Below are 22,150 nucleotides of genomic sequence, written 5' to 3'. Positions count from 1 at the left end.
GCGCGCTCAGCCGGACGGCGGCGCGTTCTGCCCGGTGCGCTCGAGCTTGTGCCACGGGAGGCGGGCGCCGGCGAACGCCGTCATCACCGACTGGACGACCACCAGGTACATCAGCTGCCGGTAGACGAACTGCTGCAGCGGCAGCGCCAGCAGCGGCCCGAGCCGCTCGCCGTCGAGCCGGAACGCGATGATCCCGGGCACCAGCTGCATCAGCAGGAACACCAGCCAGTACCCCAGCGTGGCCGGCCAGTCCCCGGCCAGCGCGCCGAACAGCGCGGCGACGTCCACCAGCGGCGCCAGCATCGGCAGCACCACCTGGAACAGCAGCAGGTACGGCAGCCCGCGGCGGCCCAGCCGTCCGGCCGCGCCACCGCGCAGCACCGCACCGCGGTGCTTCCACACCGCCTGCAGCGTGCCGTAGCACCAGCGGTAGCGCTGCTTCCACAGCTGCCCGAGCGTCGACGGCGCCTCGGTCCAGGCCCGCGCCCGCTGCTCGTAGACGACGCGCCAGCCGGCCTGCTCCAGCAGCATCGTCAGATCGGTGTCCTCGGCCAGGGTGTCCTCCGGGACGCCGCCGAGGTCGAGCACCGCCGACCGCCGGAACGCGCCGATCGCGCCCGGCACGGTCGGCATGCACTCGAGGACGTCGTACATCCGCCGGTCGAGGTTGAAGCCGATCACGTACTCGATGTGCTGCCAGCGGCCGAGCAGCCCGCCGCGGTTGCCGACCTTCGCGTTGCCCGACACCGCACCGACGCGCCGGTCGGCGAACGGCCGGATCACCGCGCCCACCGTGCCCGGCTCGAGCACGGTGTCGCCGTCGACCATGACCACCAGCTCGGTGCGGGCCGCGGCGAGACCGTTGTTGAGCGCGGCGGGCTTGCCCGCGTTGCGCTGGCGGATCAGCCGCACGCGGCGCGACCGGAACCGCGCGACGACGTCGGCGGTGCCGTCGGTGGAGCCGTCGTCGACCACGATCACCCACACCGGGTGGTGGTCGGAGGCGAGGATCGAGCGGATGGTCGCCTCGATCCCGGCTTCTTCGTTGTAGGCCGGGACGATCACCGTGACGCCGGCGCGGACCCGCCGCCGCACGCCCCGCCGCCGCACGTGGATCGCGGTGGTGACGAGGATGAGCGCGGTCCGCAGGACGGCGATGACGCTCGCCACGACGAGCAGCCATCGCAGCGCCTCGGCGACGAACCCGCTGAGGCCCACCGCGGCGACCAGAGCCCACCCGCCGGCCCGGCTCGCCGGCGCGGCCGGGCTGACGGCCTCGCGGATCCCGGTGGCCTCGCCGACGGTGCCGAACGTCCAGCCCGCCGCCTGCAACCCCGGCAGCAGCTGTTCCAGCGCCGCAACGGTTTCCGAGCGGTCACCGCCCGCGTCGTGCATCAGCACCACGGCGCCGCGGTCGTCCTTCGGCGTCACGTTCGCGACGATCGCCGCCACGCCGGGACGGCGCCAGTCCTGGCTGTCCACATCGGACAGCACGACGAGCCGCCCGTCGGCGCCGATCCGCCGCATCGACGCCCACGCCGCGTCGTCGACGGCGGCCGTGGTGGCCGAGTACGGCGGCCGGACCAGCGAGGTGCCCACCCCCGCGGCGCCGGCCAGTGCCAGGTCCGTGCCGCGCAGCTCCAGCCTCGCCCGCAGGTCGCCGTCGCCGCGCAGGTCGGAGTGGGTGGTGGTGTGGTTGCCGAGCTCGTGGCCGCCGGCCAGGATGTCGCGGACCAGCCCGGGGTACCGGGCGGCCCGCGCGCCGGTGACGAAGAACGTGGCGTGCGCGTGGTGCGCGGCGAGCACCGCCAGCACGCGCGGCGTCCACTCCGGGTCCGGGCCGTCGTCGAAGGTCAGGGCGAGCGTCTTGGCTTTGGCCTGCAGCCCCACCGGGTCGGTGCGGGCGTCGATGACGGGCCCGCCGGAGCGGATCCCGGCCGGGACCGCCGCCGAGCTGCCCGACGGTGGGTCTTCGCCGGCGCTGAACCCGCCCGAGACGAGCACGTTCAGGCCGAGCAGCACCGCGACGGCGGTGACGGCGGTGCCGAGGAGCAGCCAGTGCGCCTTCGGCGGCGGGGTGTGGTGATGCCTGGCCAAGAGGGCGATCCCCGCTCAGTGCCCGCTGCCGGGCGGGGTGGTGCGGGTCTGCCCGGGCGGCACCTCCGGCGCGCGGCTGTTGCGGTGCTCGCTCGTCGGCGTGGACGGTGTGGACGGCGCCGTCGTGGCGGCGGACGGCGGCGCCGTGGTCACCGCCGGCGGGCGGCCCGGCGTCGAGAGGCGGGCTTCCCGCGACGACGGCGTGGTTGCCGGCGCGCCGTTCGCCCGGGCGGGCTCCTCGGTGATCGGCAGCGGCACGCTCGTCGCGGGCACCGGCACCGGCACGAAGCCGGGGACGGGGATCAGCGCCGAGGTGGGGATCGGCGCGCCGAACAAGGCGGCGACGAACACGGCGAGGTAGAGCAGGACCCCCGCGCAGGCGGCGAGGGCGACGCGGCGGACGATGCGCCGCCGCCGTCCGGTGGGGTCGACGAAAACCGGCGTCGCGGCGTCTTCGCCGTCGGGATCGGGCAGGGCAGGCATGCGGGCTCCGGGGCAGGGGGCATCACCGTAAGCACGCCACGACCTGCCGAAACCGCCGGGGTCAGGCGGTTATTCACCGTCTCCGGCGGCCGCCCGGAACACGATCTCGGTGCGGCCGGTCAGTAGTCGCCGAGCAGGCAGAAGGGGTGGCCGGCCGGATCGGCGTAGACGCGCCAGCCGCGGCCGCCGAGGTCGGGGTCGAGCAGGCGGCCGCCGTTGGCCAGGACCGCGTGGTGCGACTCGCGGAAGTCGTCGACCTCGAAGTCGAGGTGGAACTGCTGCGGGAAGGAGGGGTCCGGCCAGCTCGGCGGCCGGTGGTCGGGGGCGCGCTGGAAGCCCAGGACCATCCCGTCGACGTGCAGGGTCGACCAGTCTTCGTCCACGCGCCAGCGCGGATCGGGGCGGTCCACCTCGCCGCCGAGCAGGGCCTGGTAGAAGCGGGCGAGCACCAGCGGCTCCGGACAGTCCAGGACGATGCACTGCAGCGTCGCGGGCACGGGCACGCCTCCTGCCGTCGTGGGCCTCCCCGGTCCGGGCCGCCTCGAGGGGAAGAGTTTACGAACTCCGATGATCTTGCCCACCCCGGCCCACGCTCGCGGCGAACCGTGTTCAACGGGTGTGAAGCGTCCTTTCCCGCGGCGGAGGTTCGCACGGCCCGCCGGCGCCCTCCCGGGCCGGCGTCACTGGCCCCGGATCGTCCGGCGCAGCTTCGGGACCCGCTCGGCCAGCGTCCGCTCGGCGCCGCGCTGGGTGGGGTCGTAGTAGTCCCGGCCCACCAGCTCGTCCGGGGGGTACTGCTGCGCCAGCACGCCCTCCGGCACGTCGTGCGGGTACCGGTAGCCCTGCGCGTTGCCGAGCTTCTTCGCGCCTGCGTAGTGCCCGTCGCGCAGGTGCGGGGGCACCGTGCCCGCCAGGCCCGCGCGGACGTCCGCCAGCGCCGCGTCGATGCCCTTGATCACCGCGTTGGACTTCGGGGCCGTCGCCAGGTGGACCGTCGCCTGGGCCAGCGCCAGCCTGCCCTCCGGCATGCCGATGAACTGGACCGCGTGCGCGGCCGCGACCGCCGACTGCAGCGCCGTCGGGTCGGCCATCCCGATGTCCTCGCTGGCGTGGACCACCAGCCTCCGCGCGAGGAACCGCGGGTCCTCGCCCGCCTCGATCATCCGGGCCAGGTAGTGCAGTGCGGCGTCCACATCGGACCCGCGGATCGACTTGATGAACGCGCTGATCACGTCGTAGTGCTGGTCGCCGTCGCGGTCGTAGCGCACCGCCGCCTTGTCCACTGTGGACTCGACGATGGCCAGGTCGATCGTCTTCGCCTCGGTGGCCGAGGCGGCGTCCGCCGCCGCCTCCAGCGCCGTGAGCGCGCGGCGCGCGTCCCCACCCGCGAGGCGCACGAGGTGGGCGCGCGCGTCCTCGGTCAGCGTCAGCTCGCCACCCAGGCCGCGCTCGTCGGCCAGCGCCCGCTCGAGCAGCGCCGTGATGTCCTCGTCGGTCAGCGGGCGCAGCTGCAGCACCAGCGACCGCGAAAGCAGCGGCGACACGACCGAAAACGACGGGTTCTCGGTGGTCGCCGCGACCAGCAGGACCGTGCGGTCCTCCACCGCGCCGAGCAGCGCGTCCTGCTGGGTCTTGGAGAACCGGTGCACCTCGTCGATGAACAGCACCGTGTTCTCGGCGTTGTACTGCCGCCGCCGGCGCGCTTCTTCGATGACCCCGCGGACCTCCTTGACGCCCGCCGAAAGCGCGGACATCGCGACGAACCGGCGCCCGGTCGCGATCGAGACGAGGTTGGCCAGCGTGGTCTTGCCCGTGCCGGGCGGGCCGTAGAGCAGCACCGACGCCGGCGCGGCGCCTTCGACCAGCCGCCGCAGCGGCGCGCCCTCGCGCAGCAGGTGCTGCTGGCCGACGACCTCGTCGAGGGAACGCGGCCGCATCCGCACGGCCAGCGGCGAACTGGCCGGGTCCGCCTGCGGTTCCACGCCCGCGTTCGACACCGTGCGCTCCGGCGGGGGCGCGATGTCGGCGTTCACGGTGAAGAGCTCGTCCTGTGCCACACCGATGACGTTAACCGACCCCACCGACAGAAGCGCTTGCCCCGGTCCGCGGATCGGCGCTATCGTCGCTCTGACTGGTTGACCGAAATCGCAAATCCGGTCAACCAGTCAAATGCTCAACGAAACCGCAGGTGGACACACATGGGGCATCCCAACCGCGAACGTGCCGACCGGATCCTGGACGCGGCGGGCGAGCTGCTGCTGCGCATGGGCTACCGCAAGGTGGCCGTGGACGACATCGCACGCGCAGTCGGCATCGGCAAGGGCACCGTCTACCTGCACTGGCGCAACAAGGAGCTGCTGTTCAAGGCGCTGATGATGCGCGAGTCGGCCGACCTCACCGACGCGGTGCTGGCGGCGATCAAAGCCGACCCGGCGATGATCCTGCCGCACCGGATGGTCTCCGGTTCGTTCCTGCTCACGCACCGCCGTCCGCTCGTGATGGCGATGCTGCGCGGCAACGCCGAGATGTTCGGCGCGCTCGGCGACCTCGACCTGCACAAGCAGCAGGACGAGCTGCGCGCGCACTTCGAGGGCACGATGCTGCGGCACGGGCTGATCCGTTCGGACGTGCCGCAGCTGAGCTACGCGCTCAGCGCTTCGACCCTCGGCTTCTACCTGGGCGACACGTTGTCGGACCAGTTCGAGGGCATTCCCCTCGAAGAGAAGGCGAAGGTGCTCGCCCACCTGATCCGCACCGCGTTCGAGCCGCCCGGCGAGCCCGATCCCGCGGCGGTCGCGGAAGTGGCGGCGGAGCTGAGCACGGCGCTCGAGGAGCTCGTCTCGAGCTACCGCAAGGGGATCTACGCGCACGATCCCACCAGGGCTCCCGGCTGATCCCGGGGCCACCCAATGGGGAAAGGGGCGGAAATGACCACCACACTGGCCGACACCTGGGGACTGCCCGAGGCCCAGTTCTGGCTGCGGGGGAAGCAACCGGAGAAGCGGATCGAGTTCGCCGCGGAACTGGGGATGTGGAACGTCTACGGGCACCCGGAGATCGAAGCGATCCTCCGCGACCCGGCGACGTTCTCGTCCGACACCACGCGGCTGGTGCCGAAGGAGCTGATGCCGGACCCCGACTACGACATGTCGACGGGCAGCATCCTGCAGCTCGACCCGCCGCTGCACAACAAGATGCGCAAGCTCGTCAGCCGGGCGTTCACGCCGAAGGTGGTGGCCGACCTCGAGCCGAGGATCGCGGCGATCACCCACCAGCTGCTCGACGCGATCCCGGCCGGCGACCGGCTGGAGCTGGTGGCCGACCTGGCCTACCCGCTGCCGGTGATCGTGATCGCCGAACTGCTGGGCGTCCCGGCCGGGGACCGGCACCTGTTCAAGGGCTGGGTGGACCGGATGTTCGAGTCCGCCGACCAGGTTTCCCTGGTGAAGAAGGACGAAAAGCAGGACGCGGCGATCCGGAGGTCCATGGAGGGCCAGCGGGCGCTCGCCGACTACCTCGGCGTGCACGTCGACGAGCGGCGGAAGCAGCCGCGGGAAGACCTGCTGACGAAGCTCGTCGAAGCCGAGCTGGACGGCGAACGGCTTTCGCGCTCCGAAGTCGTCAACTTCGCGAACATCCTGCTGCTGGCCGGCCACATCACCACCACGATGCTGCTCGGCAACGTGGTGCTGTGCCTGGACACGCACCGGGAGTGGGCCGAGCGGGTGCGCGCGGACCGCTCGCTCGTGCCGCCGGTGATCGAAGAGTCGCTGCGGTACCTGACGCCGTTCGCGGCGGTGGCGCGCACGACCCTGCGGGAGGCGGAGGTCGGCGGCGTCACCGTGCCGGCGGACCAGATGCTGCTCCTGTGGGTGTCGGCGGCCAACCGGGACGAGCGGGTGTTCCGCGACCCGGGCACGTTCGACCCGCGGCGGGACCCGAACCCGCACCTGGCCTTCGGCCGCGGGATCCACTTCTGCATCGGCGCGCCGCTCGCGCGGCTGGAAGGCCGGGTGGCGCTGGACATCCTGCTCGACCGCTACCCGGTGCTGCGCACGATCCCGGGTGAGCCGCCGAAGTTCCAGGTCAACCCGAACATGACCGGCGTGCGCGAACTGCCGCTCTCGACGGTGTGAGCCGGTTGCGCCCTGGGCGAAATCCCTCGCCCAGGGCGCTCGGCGTGCCCGATGGTGGACCGGTGAAGGTGGCGGTGCTGGCGGACATCCACGGGGTCCTCCCGGCGCTGGAGGCGGTCCTGGCGGAGCCGGACGTCCAGGCGGCGGAGAAGATCGTGCTGCTCGGCGACCTGCTCGCCGGGCCGATGCCCGTGGAGACGCTCGAGCGGCTCCGGTCGCTGGGCGAGCGGGCGGTGTGGGTGCGCGGCAACGCCGACCGCGAGCTGGCCGAATCGGCGCGCACCGGGGGCACGTTCGTCCCGGACCCGATCTTCCCGTGGGCGGCGAAGCAGCTGCGTCCGGCCGATCTCCCGCTGCTCGACGCGTTGCCGCTGACGGTGACCGTCGAAGGGGTGCTGTTCTGCCACGCGACTCCGCGCAACGACACCGAGATCGTGCTCGTCGACTCGCCGCCGGAGCGCTGGGCGGAGGTCCTGGCGGGCGTTTCGGCGTCGACGGTCGTCTGCGGGCACACGCACATGCCGTTCGTCCGCCTCGTGGACCGGCGGCTGGTGGTCAACCCCGGCAGCGTCGGAATGCCTTACGGGACAAGGGGTGCACACTGGGCACTGCTCGGCGAAGGCGTCCAGCTGCGGCGCACGGAGTACGACACCGAGGAGGCGTGCCGGTACCTGGCGGCGCATTGCGCGTACCCGGACATCGAGGAGTGGGCGGACTTCTTCGTCCGCAACCCGGCTTCGGACGTCGAGGCGCTGCGGGTGTTCAGCGGGCGCGGAACGAGTTCCACATGATGACGGCGGCGTAGGGCAGGAATTCGCGGCCGCGGCGCCAGAGCCACGGGATCCCCTTGAGCACCAGCCAGCCGACGTGCCCCGCGGTGCTGGGTTCGACACCACCGCTGCAGGTGAGGCTCACCGGTTCGGGCACGGCGAACCCGGCGTCGGCGAGCAGCCCGGTGAAGCCGGCGGCGAGCATGCGGTGGCCCAGCTCGGAGGGGTGCAGCCGGTCGACGCTCCAGGACGCGAGGTCGTAGGCGCCGGGCAGCCGCTCGAGGTCGAGGCAGGGCACACCTTCCCGGGCGACGACGTCGTCGATGGCCGCGTTGAGTTCCGCGACGCGGGCGCTGAGGGCGCGCTTGAGCGAGGGCGGGAGGCGGAAGACCTTGCTGTGGTCGTGGAAGCGGACGGGCACCACGGTGGTCCCGGTTTCCCGCAGCCGCCGGATCACCTCGCCGAGCTCGGCGGCGATCCGCGAGGCATCGAAGTCGGGCCGAAGGGTGTCGTTCATCCCGGCGACGAGCAGGGCGACATCGGGCCGGTGCCCAACGGCGGCGGGCACCTGCTCGGTGAGAACACACCGCATCCGCGCCCCGGCGAAGGAGGGGTTGAGATAGCCGCCGGCCTCAACCCCGAGAGCAGCGGCGACGAGCGGGCCGACCCCGCGCCAGCCGCCCCGCCGGGGAAGCGGATCCCCAAGCCCGACGGCGGTGGAGTCACCGAGAACGGCAAGCCGCCGCGCTCGCCTGAGCGCAGGGACGGCGGCGAGCGGACGCGGGGGCGGTTCGGGCAGCGGGGTGACATCGACGCTCATCACGGTCACGGTCACGACCATCGGCCACGCAGGCTCACACCCGGTGAGGTGGAGGTAACGCGGTCACGACACCGGGCCTAATTCTTGACGCCCACCTCACAGGGGCCGGATATGGGCGGTTTGGCCGGAGTGGGCGATCAGTGAGGGTACGGCGGGGCCGCCGCCGGGCGCCGCGGCAAGCGCCGGCTGCGGCGAAGCCGGACGGCAAGAGACCAGCGGCCCCCACAACCCGCCCCTCCCGGCCACACCCCCCTGCCGACCCGATACGCAGCCGCCTCAGCGGCCGCCAGGCCTTGTCAAGGCACGCTTTCCCGCCTTGACAAGGCCTGGCGGCCGTTGAACAATCCGGCGTTCGGGCCGGCGGGAACCCCCCAGCCTCACACCGGCGGGAACCCCAACCTCACCGAAACGCAGGATAAAACGCCAGATCAGCATGCGGCCCCAGCCGCGCAGCCAACGCCGCAGCAACCCGAGCCGCAAACTCCGAAACCGCCGTCATCCGGACATACCCGGCATGCTTGGCCAGATCCCGCCACCAGGTCACGAACGCCGCCTCCCGGCTCACCGGTGCCGCGTGCCGGGACAGGTTCAACGCCCCCAGCTCCTCCCCGGTGATCAGCCACACCCGCAGCAGCTCGCTTGCGGTCAACTGCGCCGCGAGGACTTCGTCGTCGGCGAACGCCGGCCACACCCCGACCACCTCGGCCCGCCAGGCCGCGATCATCGCCTCGCTCATTCCCGCCGGCAGGGCCAGCGCGTCCGGCCAGCTGGCGAACGGCAGCCGCAGGTGGGCCGCGTCCACCAGGGCGGAGCGGACCCGGCCGGACTCGAAGTCGAGGAAGCGGACGCCCTGGCCCGTCACGAGGTTGTTGTCCGGGCTCAGCTCGACCGGGCTGAACGCCCGGAAGCCCGCCGCGCGGGACTGCTCGACCGCCGCTGTCACCTGTGCGAGCACCTCGTCCGGCACCGGGATGCCCAGGCGCTTCTGGATCAGTGACGGCACCCTCGAGCACAGCGCGTCGACCCCGTCGGAGTCGCTCTTCGCCGGGCCGCCGAGGCGCCGCAGCAGCGCGTTGAAGTCCGCTTCCCGGCCGGCCGTGCTCGCGTGCAGGCGGCCCAGCGACCGGGCCCAGGACAGCAGCGCCCGCTCGGCCGCGCGCGAGTCGCGGGCGTAGAGCTTGTCCTCGAGCGTCGGCGTGCGGCCCAGGTCCTCCAGCACCAGCACGCGGTCGCGGCCGTCGTGGGCCACCAGCTCCGGGCACATCCGCTCGTCCGGGGCCAGCGCCGTGAACAGCTGGTAGCTGACCGCCTCCTGGGCGAACGGGTCGGCTCCGGACTCCGGCCGGTCCGGGTAGTGCTTGATGACGAGCGTGCGCGGCAGCGCGAACGACGACACCACCCGCGCGCGGACCACCGTGGCCGGCCCGCTCCCCGCCAGGTCCTCGGGCGCGACCAAGGTGATCGCGCTGCCGAACCGGCGTGAAAGAACGGACTCGCCCGCCGCGACCGCCGCGGCGATGGCGAGCTGCCCGGCTCCTGCCCCGACTCCAGCGTCGCCGGCGGAGGAGGTGTCGACTGTCATTGTCACCGACCCTACTCGTGACTGAGCAACCATGACTACTGACATCCGGACAAGAAAGCGCATCCCGCCCGGATACGGGTCACCCGCGTGAAAGCGGACGCATTCCCACCGGAGAACGTTGCCCATTCCGGCGCACCATCAACACAATGGCCGCAGCTGCAACGATTCCGAGAAGGTTGACCAGCAGCTGCCCGACGGACTGGAGGCACCGGCTCCACTCCCCCGCCACGGCCGCGACGACCGCGTACCCCGCGGCCGGCACCGTGGTCACCGAGATGAACACGCCGACCAAGGCGGCCGACTTCGCCGACGTCATGGCAAGCATCCCGGCCGCGCCGGCGAGCATGGCGACGACCAGGGACGGCACGCCGACGGAGAACACGAAGTCGACCTCGTTGTGCTGTTTCAGCTCGAACGCCTTCTCCCCGAAGACGTCGGTCACGCGGACGAGCAGCGCGCCCCCCAGCGTAACCACCATCGCCAGCGGGAAGCCGACGGTCAGCGCGACCGCGGCCTGCCGGACCAGCTGCCAGTGCCGCAGCACCAGACCGACGGCGAGCGCGGCCAGCGGCCCGAACTCCGGGCCGACGACCATCGCGCCGACGATCGTCACCGAGGAGTCGGTGAGCACGCCGACGGCGGCGAGCAGGCAGGCGATGGTCAGGAAGGCCAGGAACGTCGCGTTCAGCCGCGACTCCTCACCCGTCCGGCCGAGCAGCTCCTGCCAGACGACGGCGTCCGCGGCTTCGCCCGGCGCGGCCTCCTCCGCCTGGTCGGCGGCGTCGGACAGCGCCGTGTCGAGGGCTTCGAGCGTGATGCCGCCGGTGTGGTCGAGGTCGAGCACGCACAGCGCGTCGACGATCTCGTCCGCCGCCTCGCGCGCGATATCGGCCTCGACCAGGTCACCCTCGGGCTCCACGGCGGCGCCGCGGTGCACGATCAGGTGCGCCGTCCCGGCGTGGGCCCGCAGGATTTCGAGCGCCTCGGCGGTCTTGTCCGGCGGGCACACGGCCCTGAGGTGCAGCACTAGTTCTGCGGGGCGGCGGCCGGTTTCGCGTCGATCCCGGCTTCCTTGCGCTGCTGCGCGGTGATCGGCGCGGGCGCCGCGGTCAGCGGGTCGTACCCGCCGCCGGTCTTCGGGAACGCGATCACGTCACGCAGCGAGTCGGCCTTGGCCAGCAGCATCACGATGCGGTCCCAGCCGAACGCGATGCCGCCGTGCGGCGGCGGGCCGTAGGCGAAGGCGTCGAGCAGGAAGCCGAACTTCTCCTGCGCCTCCTCCTCGCCGAGGCCCATCAGGTTGAACACGCGCTTCTGGACGTCGCCGCGGTGGATACGGATCGAGCCACCGCCGATCTCGTTGCCGTTGCAGACGATGTCGTAGGCGTAGGCCAGGGCGTTGCCCGGGTCCTGCTCGAACTTGTCGATCCACTCCGGGGTCGGCGAGGTGAAGGCGTGGTGCACCGCGGTCCACTTGCCGGAGCCGACCGCGACGTCGTCGCCGATGTCCTCGACCGGCGCGAACAGCGGCGCGTCGACGACCCACACGAACGACCAGGCGTTCTCGTCGATCAGGCCGAGCCGCTTGCCGATCTCGTCGCGCGCGGCGCCGAGCAGCGGCTGCGTCGAGGACGCCTTGCCCGCGGAGAAGAAGATGCAGTCGCCCGGCTTGGCACCCGCCGCCGCGGCGACGTTCTCGCGCTCGTGCTCGGACAGGTTCTTCGCGACCGGGCCGCCGAGCGTGCCGTCCTCGTTCACGAGGATGTACGCGAGGCCGCGCGCGCCGCGCTGCTTCGCCCACTCCTGCCACGCGTCGAGCTGGCGGCGCGGCTGGTCGGCCCCGCCCGCCATCACCACCGCACCGACGTACGGCGCCTGGAACACGCGGAACGGCGTGTCGGCGAAGAACTCCGTCATGTCGGTGATCTCGAGGTCGAAGCGCAGGTCCGGCTTGTCCGAGCCGTACTTGGCCATCGCCTCGTGGTAGGTGATGCGCGGGATGGGCCGCGGGATCTCGTGCCCGATCAGCTTCCACAGCGCGGACACGATGTCCTCGCCGAGCTTGATGACGTCGTCCTGCTCGACGAAGCTCATCTCGATGTCGAGCTGGGTGAACTCGGGCTGGCGGTCGGCGCGGAAGTCTTCGTCGCGGTAGCAGCGGGCGATCTGGTAGTACCGCTCCATACCGCCGACCATGAGCAGCTGCTTGAACAGCTGCGGCGACTGCGGCAGCGCGTACCAGGAGCCGGGCTTGAGCCGGGCCGGGACCAGGAAGTCTCGCGCGCCTTCGGGCGTCGAGCGGGTCATCGTCGGGGTCTCGATCTCGACGAAGTCCTGGGCGTGCAGCACCTCGCGCGCGGCGCGGCTGACCTCGCTGCGCAGGCGCATGGCCGCGGCCGGGCCGCTGCGGCGCAGGTCGAGGTAGCGGTGCTTGAGCCGGACCTCTTCGCCGACGTCGACGCGGTCGTCGATCGGGAACGGCAGCGGCGCGGACTCCGACAGCACCTCGAGCGCGGTCGCGAGGACCTCGATCTCGCCGGTGGCGATCTCGGCGTTGGCGTTGCCCTCGGGGCGCTTCGCGACCTCGCCGACGATCTTGACGCAGAACTCCGACCGCAGCGCGTGGGCGCGCTCGGCCATCTCGCCCTCGCGGAAGACGACCTGGGCGACACCGCTGGCATCACGGAGGTCGATGAAGATGACGCCGCCGTGATCGCGCCGCCGGGCCACCCATCCGGTGAGGGTGACGGTCTGTCCGGCCTGTCCGGCACGCAGGGTGCCGGCGTTGTGAGTGCGGAGCACTGCGACTGCTCTCCTTCGACATGGGTGGTTCTCGCTGCTGAAAAGGCTAACGAACCCCTCACCCTACGACGTCGGCAGGCCCGCCCGGCCGTGACCCGTGTCAGAGGACGTACTTGGGCCGCGTCTCCAGCGCCGCGACCAGGCGGTGGGCCTGCGCCAGGTAGGCCGCCACCTGGTAGATGCGGCCACCCGGGTGCGCCACCTGCCAGCTCGCCGCCGCGGTGGCGGAGGCGAAGAACGGCTGGCCCGCGCAGGCCACGGCGTCGACGCCCTCCAGCCCGAACCCGAGGTCGACCGCCGCGACCACCGCCGACGGCGGGTCGACCAGGAGGATCCCCTGGGACATCAGCTCGATGCGGATGCGCGTCCCGGTGACCGGGCAGATCGCGGCGGCGTGCACCAGCTCGCCGGTGGCGATGGCCAGCAGGAACATGTCGACGGTGCCGTCCGGGCCCGCGCCGAGGGTGCCTTCGGCGGGCTGGAGGCGGTGGTGGGCGCCGCGCGGCGCCGGGCCGGTCGACACGAGGTCGCGGTGCAGGGTGAACCCGATCAGCTCGACCAGCCGCCGGGCCTCGGCCGGGGCGACGCCGACGGTCGCGGCCAGCCGGTCGACGCCGACCGGGTGCCGTCCGGCCCGGGTCAGCTTCAGCGCGGCCCAGGCGAGCCGGGCGGCCGCGACACGGTCGGTCTGCGAGGTCGTCATCGTCCGGCTCCTTTCGGGTTCGATCCCTTCGACGTTAGGCGCCGGTGCGGCGGGACGACAACGACACGACCGGACATTTTGCCGCAAACCGAAGACACCGGGTCGCAAACGCCCCGAACGGCCCAGTACGTCACCCGGTGGGTCCACAAAGGATCGTCACAGCAGGCGCAGCTGCTCCGCGGGGGCGGCCTCGGCCACCGGCAGCTCGGGACCCCGCGCGGCGAACCCGCCCTTGCGGTCCAGGCCGTGCCGCCGCAGCAACGGCCCCACCCGCGCCGCGAGCCCCTCCCGGTAGGCCTTCCGGACGTAACTGCCCCGCGCGTACAGCTCCCGGTACCGCGGGACGAGCTCCGGGTGCGAGCCCGCCAGCCAGCGGCCGAACCACTCGCGCGCCCCCGGCCGCAGGTGCAGCGCGAACGCCGTGACGCCGGTCGCGCCGACGTCGGCGAGCCGGGCGAACAGCGCGTCCAGTGCCTCCTCGGAGTCGGTCAGCCACGGCAGCACCGGCGCCACCAGCACCGAGCACGGCAGCCCGGCTTCGCGCGCCTTGCGGACCAGCTCCAGCCGCGCCCGCGGGCTCGGCGTGCCGGGTTCGAGGCGGTGCTGCAGCTCTTCGTCGAGCAGCGCGATCGACACCGCGAGCCCGACCGGGACGTCCCGGGCGACGTCCCGCAGCAGCGGCAGGTCCCTGGCCAGCACCGTGCCCTTGGTCAGCACCGACAGCGGTGTGCCCGACCGCGCCAGTGCCGTGATGATGCCGGGCATCAGCCGGTAGCGGCCCTCGGCGCGCTGGTAGGGGTCGGTGTTGGTGCCCATGGCGACGTGCTCGCGCCGCCACGACGGCTTCTTCAGCTGGGCGGCCAGCACCTGCGGGGCGTTGATCTTGACGACCACCTGCGTGTCGAAGTCGCGGCCGGCGTCGAAGTCGAGGTAGGTGTGGGTGTTCCGGGCGAAGCAGTTGTGCGACACCATGCCGTCGGCCACGAAGTCGCCGGTGCCGGTGGTGATGTCGAACAGCGGCAGCTGCAGGCCCAGCGCCTCGATCGCCGCCACGCGGCGGCGGCTCGCGCCGATCACCGCGCCCTCGAGGGACCGCTTCCACGTGACCGCCGGGTTGCCGACGTGGAAGAACCGCAGCACCTCGCCGACGCCGCCGAGCAGCCGGATCTCCTGGCGCGTCGGGAACTTCGGCACCTCGTCGAGCTGGTACGCGAAGCCGAAGCGGGCGAGCGCGGCGGTGAAGGCGTCGGCGATCTCGGGTTCGTCGTGCGCCACCGCGAGGACGCCGCGGCCGTAGCCGCCCGCGATGTCGAAGACGCCGGCCAGGAACCCGCGCTGCCAATGGGCGTCCGGATCCGGCGGCACCTTGAGAAAACCGACCGAAGCGCCGAAGTCCGGCAGGTAGCGCAGGGCCCGGGTGGCGGCGTCCGGCTCGGCGGCGAACCCGCCCGAGCGCAGCATCCCGCACAGGTAGCCGGCCCGGTAGCCGAGCGTCTCGTCCGGCGTCGGCTCGAACCGCCCGACGCCGATCAGCTCGGTACCGGGCTCCAGGTGCGGCCGCTGCGCGGCGCCGAACCTGCTGCCGGTGACGTGCTTCCAGCCCTTGCTCGTGAGAAACCGGTGGTCGCCGCCGGCGACGAGCCGGGTGCCGTCTTCGAGGGTGACGCGGTAGGCCGCGCGCAGCGTGGTCCAGTGCGCTTCGACCCGGGTCGGCACCAGCCGCCGGGACGCGCCGTGGCCGCGGGTGCCGTAGATCGCGTCGCCGACCTTCAGGTCGGACAGCGCCTTCGTCCGGCCGTCGGCCATCAGGATCCGGGTGCCGCCTTCGAGGCAGTAGGTGCAGGCGTGGGAGCAGCCGCGATAGGGGTTGACGGTCCAGCCGAACGGCACGCCGGAGCCGTCGGGCACCTTGTTCAGCACCGATCGCGCGTGCACCTCGTGAAAGGTGACGCCGTCGAATTCCGGTGACCGCACCGATCGCACCAGGCCCTCGAGCCCGGGCAGTGCCGGTTCACCCTCCCCTGTCCGCTGCCGATCCCATCGCACGGCGCCAGTCGAACATATGTTCTAGACGAGTGTCAAACCGGTTCGGCACAAGCGGATCACGTGGTGCCGGTGGTGTTCGTGTGACCGGTGGGACGACCCAGGTGCCGCCTAAACCGATCCGGCCTCCCGCACGTGTCCGGTCGCGGCCCCACTCCGGACCGCCACGACGGCAGGGGAGAAACCATGCTGAAGGCCAGGAAGACCACGAAGAGCCGCACGAGGAAGGCCGGCGCCGTCGTGGCCGCGGTGGCGTCGGTCGCCGGGATGGTCTCCGCGGCCACGCCCGCCACCGCGGCCGCTTACCCCACCAGCGAATTCGCGATGCCGTACACGGTGAGTTACTACAACGGCACGGTCACCTGGTTCAACCGGTCGGTCGAGGTCAGCGGAGTGTTCAAGGCCAGCAACTGCCGCCGGATCTACGCGCGGGCCTACGCGGGCAATACCTCGCTGGACTTCAGGAGCACCAGCCTCTGGTGCAACCGGGCCGGCACGGCGACCCTGAACCTGGACGCGAACGTCGTCGGCGGAGCCGACAGCGTCTGGATCTACATGACCGACGAAACCGACCGCCACCTCGTCGAACGGATCTGCTACCGGGACGGCTACTGCCTCACCGTTTCGCTCTAGCCCCACCGCCGAACGGGTCCGGCGCCGAGCGGGTCCGGACCCGTTCGGCACGCGCGCTCAGGACGTGAAGCGCTCCAGGGCCCGGATCTTGTTGGTCGCGTCCAGGGCGGCCACCTTGTACGCCTCCGACAGCGTCGGGTAGTTGAACACCGCGTCCACCAGGTAGTCGACCGTGCCGCCACAGCCCATCACCGCCTGTCCGATGTGGACCAGATCCGTCGCGCCCGTGCCGAACACGTGGACGCCCAGCAGTTTCCGGTCCGTCGTGGACACCAGCAGCTTCAGCATCCCGTAGCTGTCGCCGGTGATCTGGCCGCGCGCCAGCTCGCGATAACGGGCGATGCCGACCTCGTACGGTACCGCCGACGACGTCAGCTGGGCCTCGGTCGAGCCGACGTACGAAATCTCCGGGATCGTGTAGATCCCGATCGGCTGCAGGGCGCCGAGCTCGTGCGCCGGCTCGCCGAACGCGTGGTACGCCGCGAGCCTGCCCTGGTCCATCGACGTCGCCGCCAGGGCCGGGAAGCCGATCACGTCGCCGACCGCGTAGATGTGCGGGACCGCCGTGCGGTAGTTCTCGTCGACCACCAGCCGGCCGCGCTCGTCGGCGGCCAGGCCGGCCGCCTCCAGGTTGAGCTCGCCGGTCATGCCCTGGCGGCCCGCCGAGTACATGACGCCGTCGGCCGGGATGCGCTTGCCGCTGACCAGGGTCGTGATCGTCGCGTGGTCGGACACCGCCACGTCCGCGACCTTCTCGCCGAAGCGGAACGTGACGCCCAGGTCGCGCAGCTGGAACTTGAGCGATTCGACGATCTCCGGGTCGCAGAAGTCGAGCATGTGGTCGCGCTGCTCGACCACGGTGACCCGCGAGCCGAGCGCGGCGAACATCGACGCGTACTCGATCCCGATCACCCCGGCGCCCACCACGACCAGCGACGACGGGATCTGCTCCAGCTGGAGGATCTCGTCGGAGTCGAGCACGCGGGCGGCGTCGAAGTCGACCTGCTTCGGCCGCGCGGGCCGGGTGCCGGTGGCGATCACCACGTGGTCGGCCGACAGCGTCCGCCGGTCGCCGCGGTGGCGGCCTTCGACCAGCACGGTGTGCGGGTCGGCGAAGGAGCCGGTGCCGTCGAGGAGGTCGATGTGGTTGCGCAGCAGCTGCGCGCGCACCACCTGGACCTCGCGCCCGACCACGTGCTGGGTGCGGGCGAGCAGGTCGGCGATGGTGATGTCCTGCTTGACGCGGTAGCTCGCGCCGTAGAGCTCGCGCTGGTTCATGCCGGTCAGGTAGAGCACGGCTTCGCGCAGCGTCTTGGACGGGATCGTGCCGGTGTTGACGCACACCCCGCCGACCATGTCGTGCCGGTCGACGACCGCCACCTTCTTGCCGAGCTTCGCCGCGGCGATCGCGGCCTTCTGCCCGCCGGGGCCCGAACCGATGACGATGAGGTCGTACTCGTGCTCGCTCACGACGTCGAGCCTGCGCACCCGGCGGTCCGTGCGCAACCCCCCACCGGTGAAGATCCGCACGCGAGCCGGTTCCGGGGTTAGCGTGTCCGGGTGCTGCGCGTCTCGCTGCTGGGCGAGCAGGTGATCGCCGACGACGAGTCCGGCGCCGTGCTGACGCGGTCGCCGCGGTCGGTCGCGCTCGTGGCCCACCTCGTCGTGCACGCCGGGCGGGCGCAGCCCCGGCGCCTGCTCGCCGGCCTGTTCTGGCCGGACTCCACCGACGCGCAGGCGCTGACCAACCTCCGCCGCGAGCTGCACCAGCTGCGCCGCGTGCTGGGCGACCCGCCCGCGCTGACCGTCACCGGGCAGGACCTGTGCTGGCGGGACACGCCGTCGAGCCGCGTGGACGTGCGGGAGTTCGCCGCCGCCCACCGGGCCGCGCTGGCCGCCGCCGACCCCGGTGCGGCCGTCGCCCACGCCCGGGCCGCGCTCGCGGCCTACCGCGACGAGCTGCTGCCCGGCCTGGCCGACGACTGGGTGCTGGCGGCCCGCGCCGAGCTCGAGCGCCAGTGCGTCGAACTGTGCGACCTGATCTGCCGGACGCCGTCGGGCGATCCCGCCGCCGCGCTCGCCGCGGCCCGCCGCCGGATCGCGCTGCGTCCCCTCGAAGAGACCGGCTACCGGACGCTGATGGGGCTGCAGGCCGAGGCCGGGGACCGGGCGGGCGCGGTGAGCACCTACCACCGGTGCGCGTCGGTGCTGGAGCGCGAGCTCGGCGTCGTCCCGGCCGAACCGACCCGCGCGGCGCTGCGCCGGCTGCTCGCCCGGCCCGACCCGGAACCGCGGCGGGCGGCCGCGCCCGGTCTCGTCGGCCGCGCCGCGGAGCTGGCCCGCCTCGGCGAGCTGTGGCGGACGGCCGCGGCGGGCCGCGCCGGGTTCGTCCTCGTGCGCGGGGACGCCGGGGTCGGCAAGACCCGCCTGGTGACCGAGCTGGCCGGGCTGGCGCGGGCCGAAGGCGCGGTCGTGGCGGCCGGCCGGTGCTTCGGGACGCCGGGACGGCTCGCGCTGGCCCCGGTGGCCGAGTGGCTGCGCACGCCCGCCGTGCAGAAGGCGGCGGCGGCACTGGACCCGGTGTGGCGCGCCGAGGTCGACCGGCTGCTGCCGGCCACGCGCACCACCGGCGAGCACGCCGTCGTCGAGGCCTGGCAGCGCCTGCGGTTCTTCGAAGGGCTGGCCAGGGCGCTCACCGCCGGCGGCCGGCCCGTCCTGCTGGTGCTCGACAACGCGCAGTGGTGCGACGAAGAGACCGGCGCGTTCGTCGCCTTCTGCCTCGGCCTGCTGCCGGAGGCGCCGCTGCTGGTCGTGGCGACGCTGCGCGACGGCGACCCGGGCGCGGGCGTCGCGGCCTGGACGGGTCAGCTGCGCGACGACGGCAGGCTGGCCGAGCTGCCGCTGCGCCCGTTCGACGCTGCCGGCACCGCCCGCCTCGCCGAAGCGGTCGCCGGGCGTCCCCTGTCCACTTCGGACCGTGACCTGCTGCACGCGGCCACCGGCGGTTACCCGCTGTACGTCGTCGAAGCCCTGCGGGCGCACGATTCCCCGCCCGCCGAAGGGCTGGCCGCGGTGCTGCGGACGCGGCTGGAGCAGCCGGGGCCGGCCGCCCGCGAGATCGCCGGGCTCGCCGCCGCGGCCGGCCGGGACGTCACCCTCGAGCTGCTCACCGAGGCGAGCGACCTCGACGCGGACACCGTCGTCGACGCCGTCGACGAGCTGTGGCGGCGCCGGCTCGTGCGCGAGTTCGGCGGCAGCTACGACTTCACCCACGACCTGCTGCGCGAGGCCGCCTACGAGCAGATCAGCCCGCCGCGGCGGTGGCTGCTGCACCGGCGGCTGGCCCAGGGGCTCGAGCTGCTGCACGCCGGCGACACCGACGCCGTGGCGGCGCAGCTGGCCGAGCAGTACGCCCGGGGCGGCCGCCCGGACCGCGCCGTCGCGCACTACCGGCGGGCGGCCGCCGTCGCCGCGGGCACGTTCGCCCACGCCGAGGCGATCCGGCTGCTGCGGGAGGCGCTGGACCTCGTCCGCGCCCGCCCGGCGAGCGGCAACCGCGACCGGGACGAGCTGGCCGTCCTCGAAGCGCTCGCCGGGCCGCTGAACGCCCACCAGGGCTACTCGTCCCCCGAGCTGCAGCGCACGCTGGAACGGTCGCTCGCGCTCGCGGAGTCGCTCGGTGACGAGGAGGCCGCGCTCACCGCGCTGCTGGAGCTGTGGTCGTCGCGGTTCGTCCAGGGCCGGACGGTGCAGGCCCACGAGGCGGCCGAACGCGCCCTCGGGCTGCTGGCCCCGGGGACGAGCGCCGAACAGGGCGGCTCGGCGCACTTCATCGTCGCGGGTTCGTCGCTGAGCCTCGGGCACGACCCGGCCGAGGCGCTGAAGCACTTCGAACTGGGCGCCGAGCGCACCCGCGGCGCGTCGTCGTGGCCGATCGGCACCCGTCCGGACGTCCACGGCCCGGCCTGGGCGGCGCACGCCCACTGGCTGCTCGGCGACGAAGACGCGGCCGTCGCGTGCGGTGCCGAAGCGATCGCGCTCGCCCGCCGGATCGACCACCCGTACAGCCTGGCCATCGCGCTGGCCTACGCCGGGATCACCCACCAGATGCGCGGCGACCGCCGGGCGCTGGAACAGGCCGTCGCCGAGCTGCGGGCCCTGTGCGACCGGTACGGCTTCGCCTACTACCGCGAGTGGGCGCTGGTGCTGGGCGGCTGGGCCCGCGGCGGCGCGGCCGGCCTGGCCGCGGCGCAGGAGGGGGTCGCGAACCTCAAGGCGGAGGGGTCGTTCGCGCGGATGCCGTACTGGCTTTCGCTGGTCGCCGAGCTCTCGGCCCCGGAAGCGGCGCGGGCGACGCTGGACGCCGCACTGGCCGCCGGGGAGGCCCGCGACGACCGCTGGTGGCTGCCGGAGGTGCTCCGCCTGCGCGCGGGCCACGACGCCGACCCGGTCCCCCGGCTGCGGGCGGCCGCGGAGCTGGCCCGCGTCCAGGGCAGCACCGCCCTGCGGGAGCGGGCCGAGGCGGACCTGCGCCGATACCCGCGCTGAGCGGCCCGAACGAACCGAACGCTGCGCGAACGCCTGCTGCCTACGTTCCTTCCGGTACCGCGAACCCGAGAGGGGCCACCCATGACCACCACCGCCTTGCCGCACGAAGAACTGGCCGCCGCGCTGCGCGGCGACATCGTCACCCCCGCCGACCCCGGCTACGACGAAGCCCGTGCCGTCTACAACGCCATGATCGACAAGCGCCCGGCCGCGATCGCCTACTGCCGCGACGCCGCCGACGTCGTCGCCTGCGTCCGCTACGGCCGCGCCCGGGGCGTGGCCATCGCGGTCCGCGGCGGCGGCCACAACGCGGGCGGCCTCGGCGTCGCCGACGGCGCGCTCGTCATCGACCTGTCGCGCCTGCGCAGCACCACGGTCGACCCGGTCCACCACACGGTCCGCGCCGACGCCGGCTGCACCTGGGGCGACGTCGACCACGCCACGGTCGCGTTCGGGATGGCGACGCCGTCGGGCATCGTCGCGTCGACCGGGGTGGCGGGCCTGACCCTGGGCGGCGGCATCGGCTACCTGGCCCGCCGCTTCGGCCTGACGATCGACAACCTGCTGGGGGCGGACGTCGTCCTCGCCGACGGCTCGTTCGTGCACGCCTCGGCGTCCGAGCACCCCGACCTGTTCTGGGCCCTGCGCGGCGGCGGCGGCAACTTCGGCGTCGTGACGTCGTTCACGTTCCGCTGCCACGACATCGGCGAGCACGGCGTGGTCATCGGCGGACCGGTGCTGTACGACCTGGCCGACACCCCGGAGGTCCTGCGCTGGTACCGCGAGCTGCTGCCGTCGCTGCCCGAGGAGCTGAACGGCTGGTTCGGCCTGCTGACGGTCCCGCCGGCACCCCCGTTCCCGGAGCAGCTGTGGGGCCGCAAGGCCTGCGGCATCGTCTGGTGCTACACGGGCCCGCACGACAAGGCGGACGAGGTACTGGCCCCGGTGCGCTCGTTCGGTTCGCCCCTGCTGACCGGTTTGCAGCCGATGCCGTACACGGCGCTGCAGGGGGCGTTCGACGCGCTGTACCCGGCCGGCCTCCAGTGGTACTGGCGGGCGGACGTGTTCCACGAAATCTCCGACAAGGCCATCGAAATCCACCTCAAGCACGGCGAGGAACTGCCGACCATGCATTCGTCGATGCACCTGTACCCGATCGACGGAGCGGCGAGCCGCGTGGCACCGGACGCAACGGCGTTCCCCCACCGCGAAGGCGGCTGGTCGGGCGTGATCGTCGGGGTGGACCCGGCACCGGAAAACGCGGACACGATCTCTCGCTGGACAAAGGACTACTGGGAGGAACTGCACCCGACCTCAGCGGGAGGGGCGTACATCAACTTCATGATGGAGGAGGGCCAGGACCGGGTCCGCGCCTCGTACCGAAGCAACTACGACCGACTGGCAACGGTGAAGAGGAAGTACGACCCGGAAAACGTGTTCCACATCAACCAGAACATCAAACCGGCCTAAGACAAAGGACACCATGTCGAGCACCCGGCTCGCGCGCTCGGGCCCGCCTTGCGGCAGCAGGCT

General features: G+C 72.9%; 17 protein-coding genes. 6 read left to right on the top strand and 11 right to left on the bottom strand.

What is annotated here, in order from left to right:
- Positions 1–6: 6 nt before the first annotated feature.
- The 4 genes from ACWEGE_RS36970 to ACWEGE_RS36955 form a co-directional block, all read right to left on the bottom strand.
- Positions 7–2,097 carry a bifunctional polysaccharide deacetylase/glycosyltransferase family 2 protein gene (locus tag ACWEGE_RS36970; protein WP_449665137.1) on the bottom strand — a complete coding sequence of 697 codons (2,091 nt, stop codon included), beginning with the start codon at positions 2,095–2,097 and terminating at the stop codon, positions 7–9.
- Between the two features lie 15 nt (positions 2,098–2,112).
- A complete protein-coding gene (locus tag ACWEGE_RS36965) occupies positions 2,113–2,580 on the bottom strand; it encodes a hypothetical protein (protein ID WP_449665136.1) in 468 nt (155 codons plus the stop codon).
- 119 nt (positions 2,581–2,699) lie between these two features.
- Positions 2,700–3,077, bottom strand: coding sequence for a VOC family protein (locus ACWEGE_RS36960; protein WP_449665135.1), 378 nt, complete (start codon positions 3,075–3,077; stop codon positions 2,700–2,702).
- A 183-nt stretch (positions 3,078–3,260) separates the two neighbouring features.
- The gene (locus ACWEGE_RS36955) at positions 3,261–4,637 is read right to left on the bottom strand and encodes a replication-associated recombination protein A (RefSeq protein WP_449665134.1); all 1,377 of its coding nucleotides are present in this window, start codon (positions 4,635–4,637) and stop codon (positions 3,261–3,263) included.
- 141 nt (positions 4,638–4,778) lie between these two features.
- Between ACWEGE_RS36955 and ACWEGE_RS36950 the strand changes: the two genes are divergently transcribed.
- From ACWEGE_RS36950 to ACWEGE_RS36940, 3 genes are all read left to right on the top strand, one after another.
- Positions 4,779–5,474, top strand: coding sequence for a TetR/AcrR family transcriptional regulator (locus tag ACWEGE_RS36950; protein WP_449665133.1), 696 nt, complete (start codon positions 4,779–4,781; stop codon positions 5,472–5,474).
- 33 nt (positions 5,475–5,507) lie between these two features.
- Positions 5,508–6,716, top strand: a complete 1,209-nt coding sequence (locus ACWEGE_RS36945; protein ID WP_449665132.1) for a cytochrome P450 — start codon at positions 5,508–5,510, stop codon at positions 6,714–6,716.
- Positions 6,717–6,778: 62 nt separating this feature from the next.
- Positions 6,779–7,507: a metallophosphoesterase family protein gene (locus ACWEGE_RS36940; protein WP_449665131.1), complete on the top strand. Its 729-nt coding sequence runs from the start codon at positions 6,779–6,781 to the stop codon at positions 7,505–7,507.
- On the opposite strand, the gene ACWEGE_RS36935 is transcribed toward ACWEGE_RS36940, so the two are convergent.
- The 6 genes from ACWEGE_RS36935 to ACWEGE_RS36910 all read right to left on the bottom strand — a co-directional run bounded on the left by ACWEGE_RS36935 (position 7,479) and on the right by ACWEGE_RS36910 (position 15,439).
- On the bottom strand, positions 7,479–8,327 hold the full coding sequence (locus ACWEGE_RS36935; protein WP_449665130.1) for an SGNH/GDSL hydrolase family protein: 849 nt from the start codon (positions 8,325–8,327) through the stop codon (positions 7,479–7,481). The two genes, ACWEGE_RS36940 and ACWEGE_RS36935, sit on opposite strands and share 29 nt — an antisense overlap.
- Positions 8,328–8,706: 379 nt before the next feature.
- Positions 8,707–9,888: a phosphotransferase gene (locus ACWEGE_RS36930; protein ID WP_449665129.1), complete on the bottom strand. Its 1,182-nt coding sequence runs from the start codon at positions 9,886–9,888 to the stop codon at positions 8,707–8,709.
- Positions 9,889–9,967: 79 nt separating this feature from the next.
- The gene (locus tag ACWEGE_RS36925) at positions 9,968–10,915 is read right to left on the bottom strand and encodes a DUF389 domain-containing protein (RefSeq protein WP_449665128.1); all 948 of its coding nucleotides are present in this window, start codon (positions 10,913–10,915) and stop codon (positions 9,968–9,970) included.
- Positions 10,915–12,690: an aspartate--tRNA ligase gene (gene aspS, locus ACWEGE_RS36920; protein ID WP_449665127.1), complete on the bottom strand. Its 1,776-nt coding sequence runs from the start codon at positions 12,688–12,690 to the stop codon at positions 10,915–10,917. Before aspS ends, ACWEGE_RS36925 begins: the two co-directional genes overlap by 1 nt.
- A 100-nt stretch (positions 12,691–12,790) precedes the next feature.
- Positions 12,791–13,393 (bottom strand): organomercurial lyase, encoded by a 603-nt coding sequence (gene merB, locus ACWEGE_RS36915; protein ID WP_449665126.1) that lies wholly within the window; start codon positions 13,391–13,393, stop codon positions 12,791–12,793.
- 156 nt (positions 13,394–13,549) lie between these two features.
- Positions 13,550–15,439 (bottom strand): intein-containing Rv2578c family radical SAM protein, encoded by a 1,890-nt coding sequence (locus ACWEGE_RS36910; protein ID WP_449665125.1) that lies wholly within the window; start codon positions 15,437–15,439, stop codon positions 13,550–13,552.
- 183 nt (positions 15,440–15,622) lie between these two features.
- Between ACWEGE_RS36910 and ACWEGE_RS36905 the strand changes: the two genes are divergently transcribed.
- A complete protein-coding gene (locus ACWEGE_RS36905) occupies positions 15,623–16,069 on the top strand; it encodes a hypothetical protein (RefSeq protein WP_449665124.1) in 447 nt (148 codons plus the stop codon).
- A 57-nt stretch (positions 16,070–16,126) separates the two neighbouring features.
- Here the strand turns inward: ACWEGE_RS36905 and sthA are convergent, their stop codons facing one another.
- Complete coding sequence (gene sthA, locus ACWEGE_RS36900) at positions 16,127–17,539, bottom strand: Si-specific NAD(P)(+) transhydrogenase (RefSeq protein WP_449665123.1); 1,413 nt, start codon at positions 17,537–17,539, stop codon at positions 16,127–16,129.
- 90 nt (positions 17,540–17,629) lie between these two features.
- Here sthA and ACWEGE_RS36895 point away from each other — a divergent pair, with 90 nt between their 5' ends.
- Together ACWEGE_RS36895 and ACWEGE_RS36890 are read left to right on the top strand one after the other, a co-directional pair.
- Complete coding sequence (locus tag ACWEGE_RS36895; RefSeq protein ID WP_449665122.1) at positions 17,630–20,617, top strand: ATP-binding protein; 2,988 nt, start codon at positions 17,630–17,632, stop codon at positions 20,615–20,617.
- 81 nt (positions 20,618–20,698) lie between these two features.
- The gene (locus ACWEGE_RS36890; protein WP_449665121.1) at positions 20,699–22,087 is read left to right on the top strand and encodes an FAD-binding oxidoreductase; all 1,389 of its coding nucleotides are present in this window, start codon (positions 20,699–20,701) and stop codon (positions 22,085–22,087) included.
- Positions 22,088–22,150: the final 63 nt, after the last annotated feature.

Source organism: Amycolatopsis sp. NPDC004747, from assembly GCF_053601335.1.
This window is presented reverse-complemented; position numbering and strand designations above follow the sequence as displayed.

Coding starts and splice junctions, on each gene's coding strand:
- ACWEGE_RS36965 (WP_449665136.1), bottom strand. CDS start 2,580: ATGCCTGCCCTGCCCGATCCCGACGGCGAAGACGCCGCGACGCCGGTT.
- ACWEGE_RS36950 (WP_449665133.1), top strand. CDS start 4,779: ATGGGGCATCCCAACCGCGAACGTGCCGACCGGATCCTGGACGCGGCG.
- ACWEGE_RS36945 (WP_449665132.1), top strand. CDS start 5,508: ATGACCACCACACTGGCCGACACCTGGGGACTGCCCGAGGCCCAGTTC.
- ACWEGE_RS36935 (WP_449665130.1), bottom strand. CDS start 8,327: ATGGTCGTGACCGTGACCGTGATGAGCGTCGATGTCACCCCGCTGCCC.
- ACWEGE_RS36930 (WP_449665129.1), bottom strand. CDS start 9,888: ATGACAGTCGACACCTCCTCCGCCGGCGACGCTGGAGTCGGGGCAGGA.
- merB (WP_449665126.1), bottom strand. CDS start 13,393: ATGACGACCTCGCAGACCGACCGTGTCGCGGCCGCCCGGCTCGCCTGG.
- ACWEGE_RS36905 (WP_449665124.1), top strand. CDS start 15,623: ATGCTGAAGGCCAGGAAGACCACGAAGAGCCGCACGAGGAAGGCCGGC.
- ACWEGE_RS36890 (WP_449665121.1), top strand. CDS start 20,699: ATGACCACCACCGCCTTGCCGCACGAAGAACTGGCCGCCGCGCTGCGC.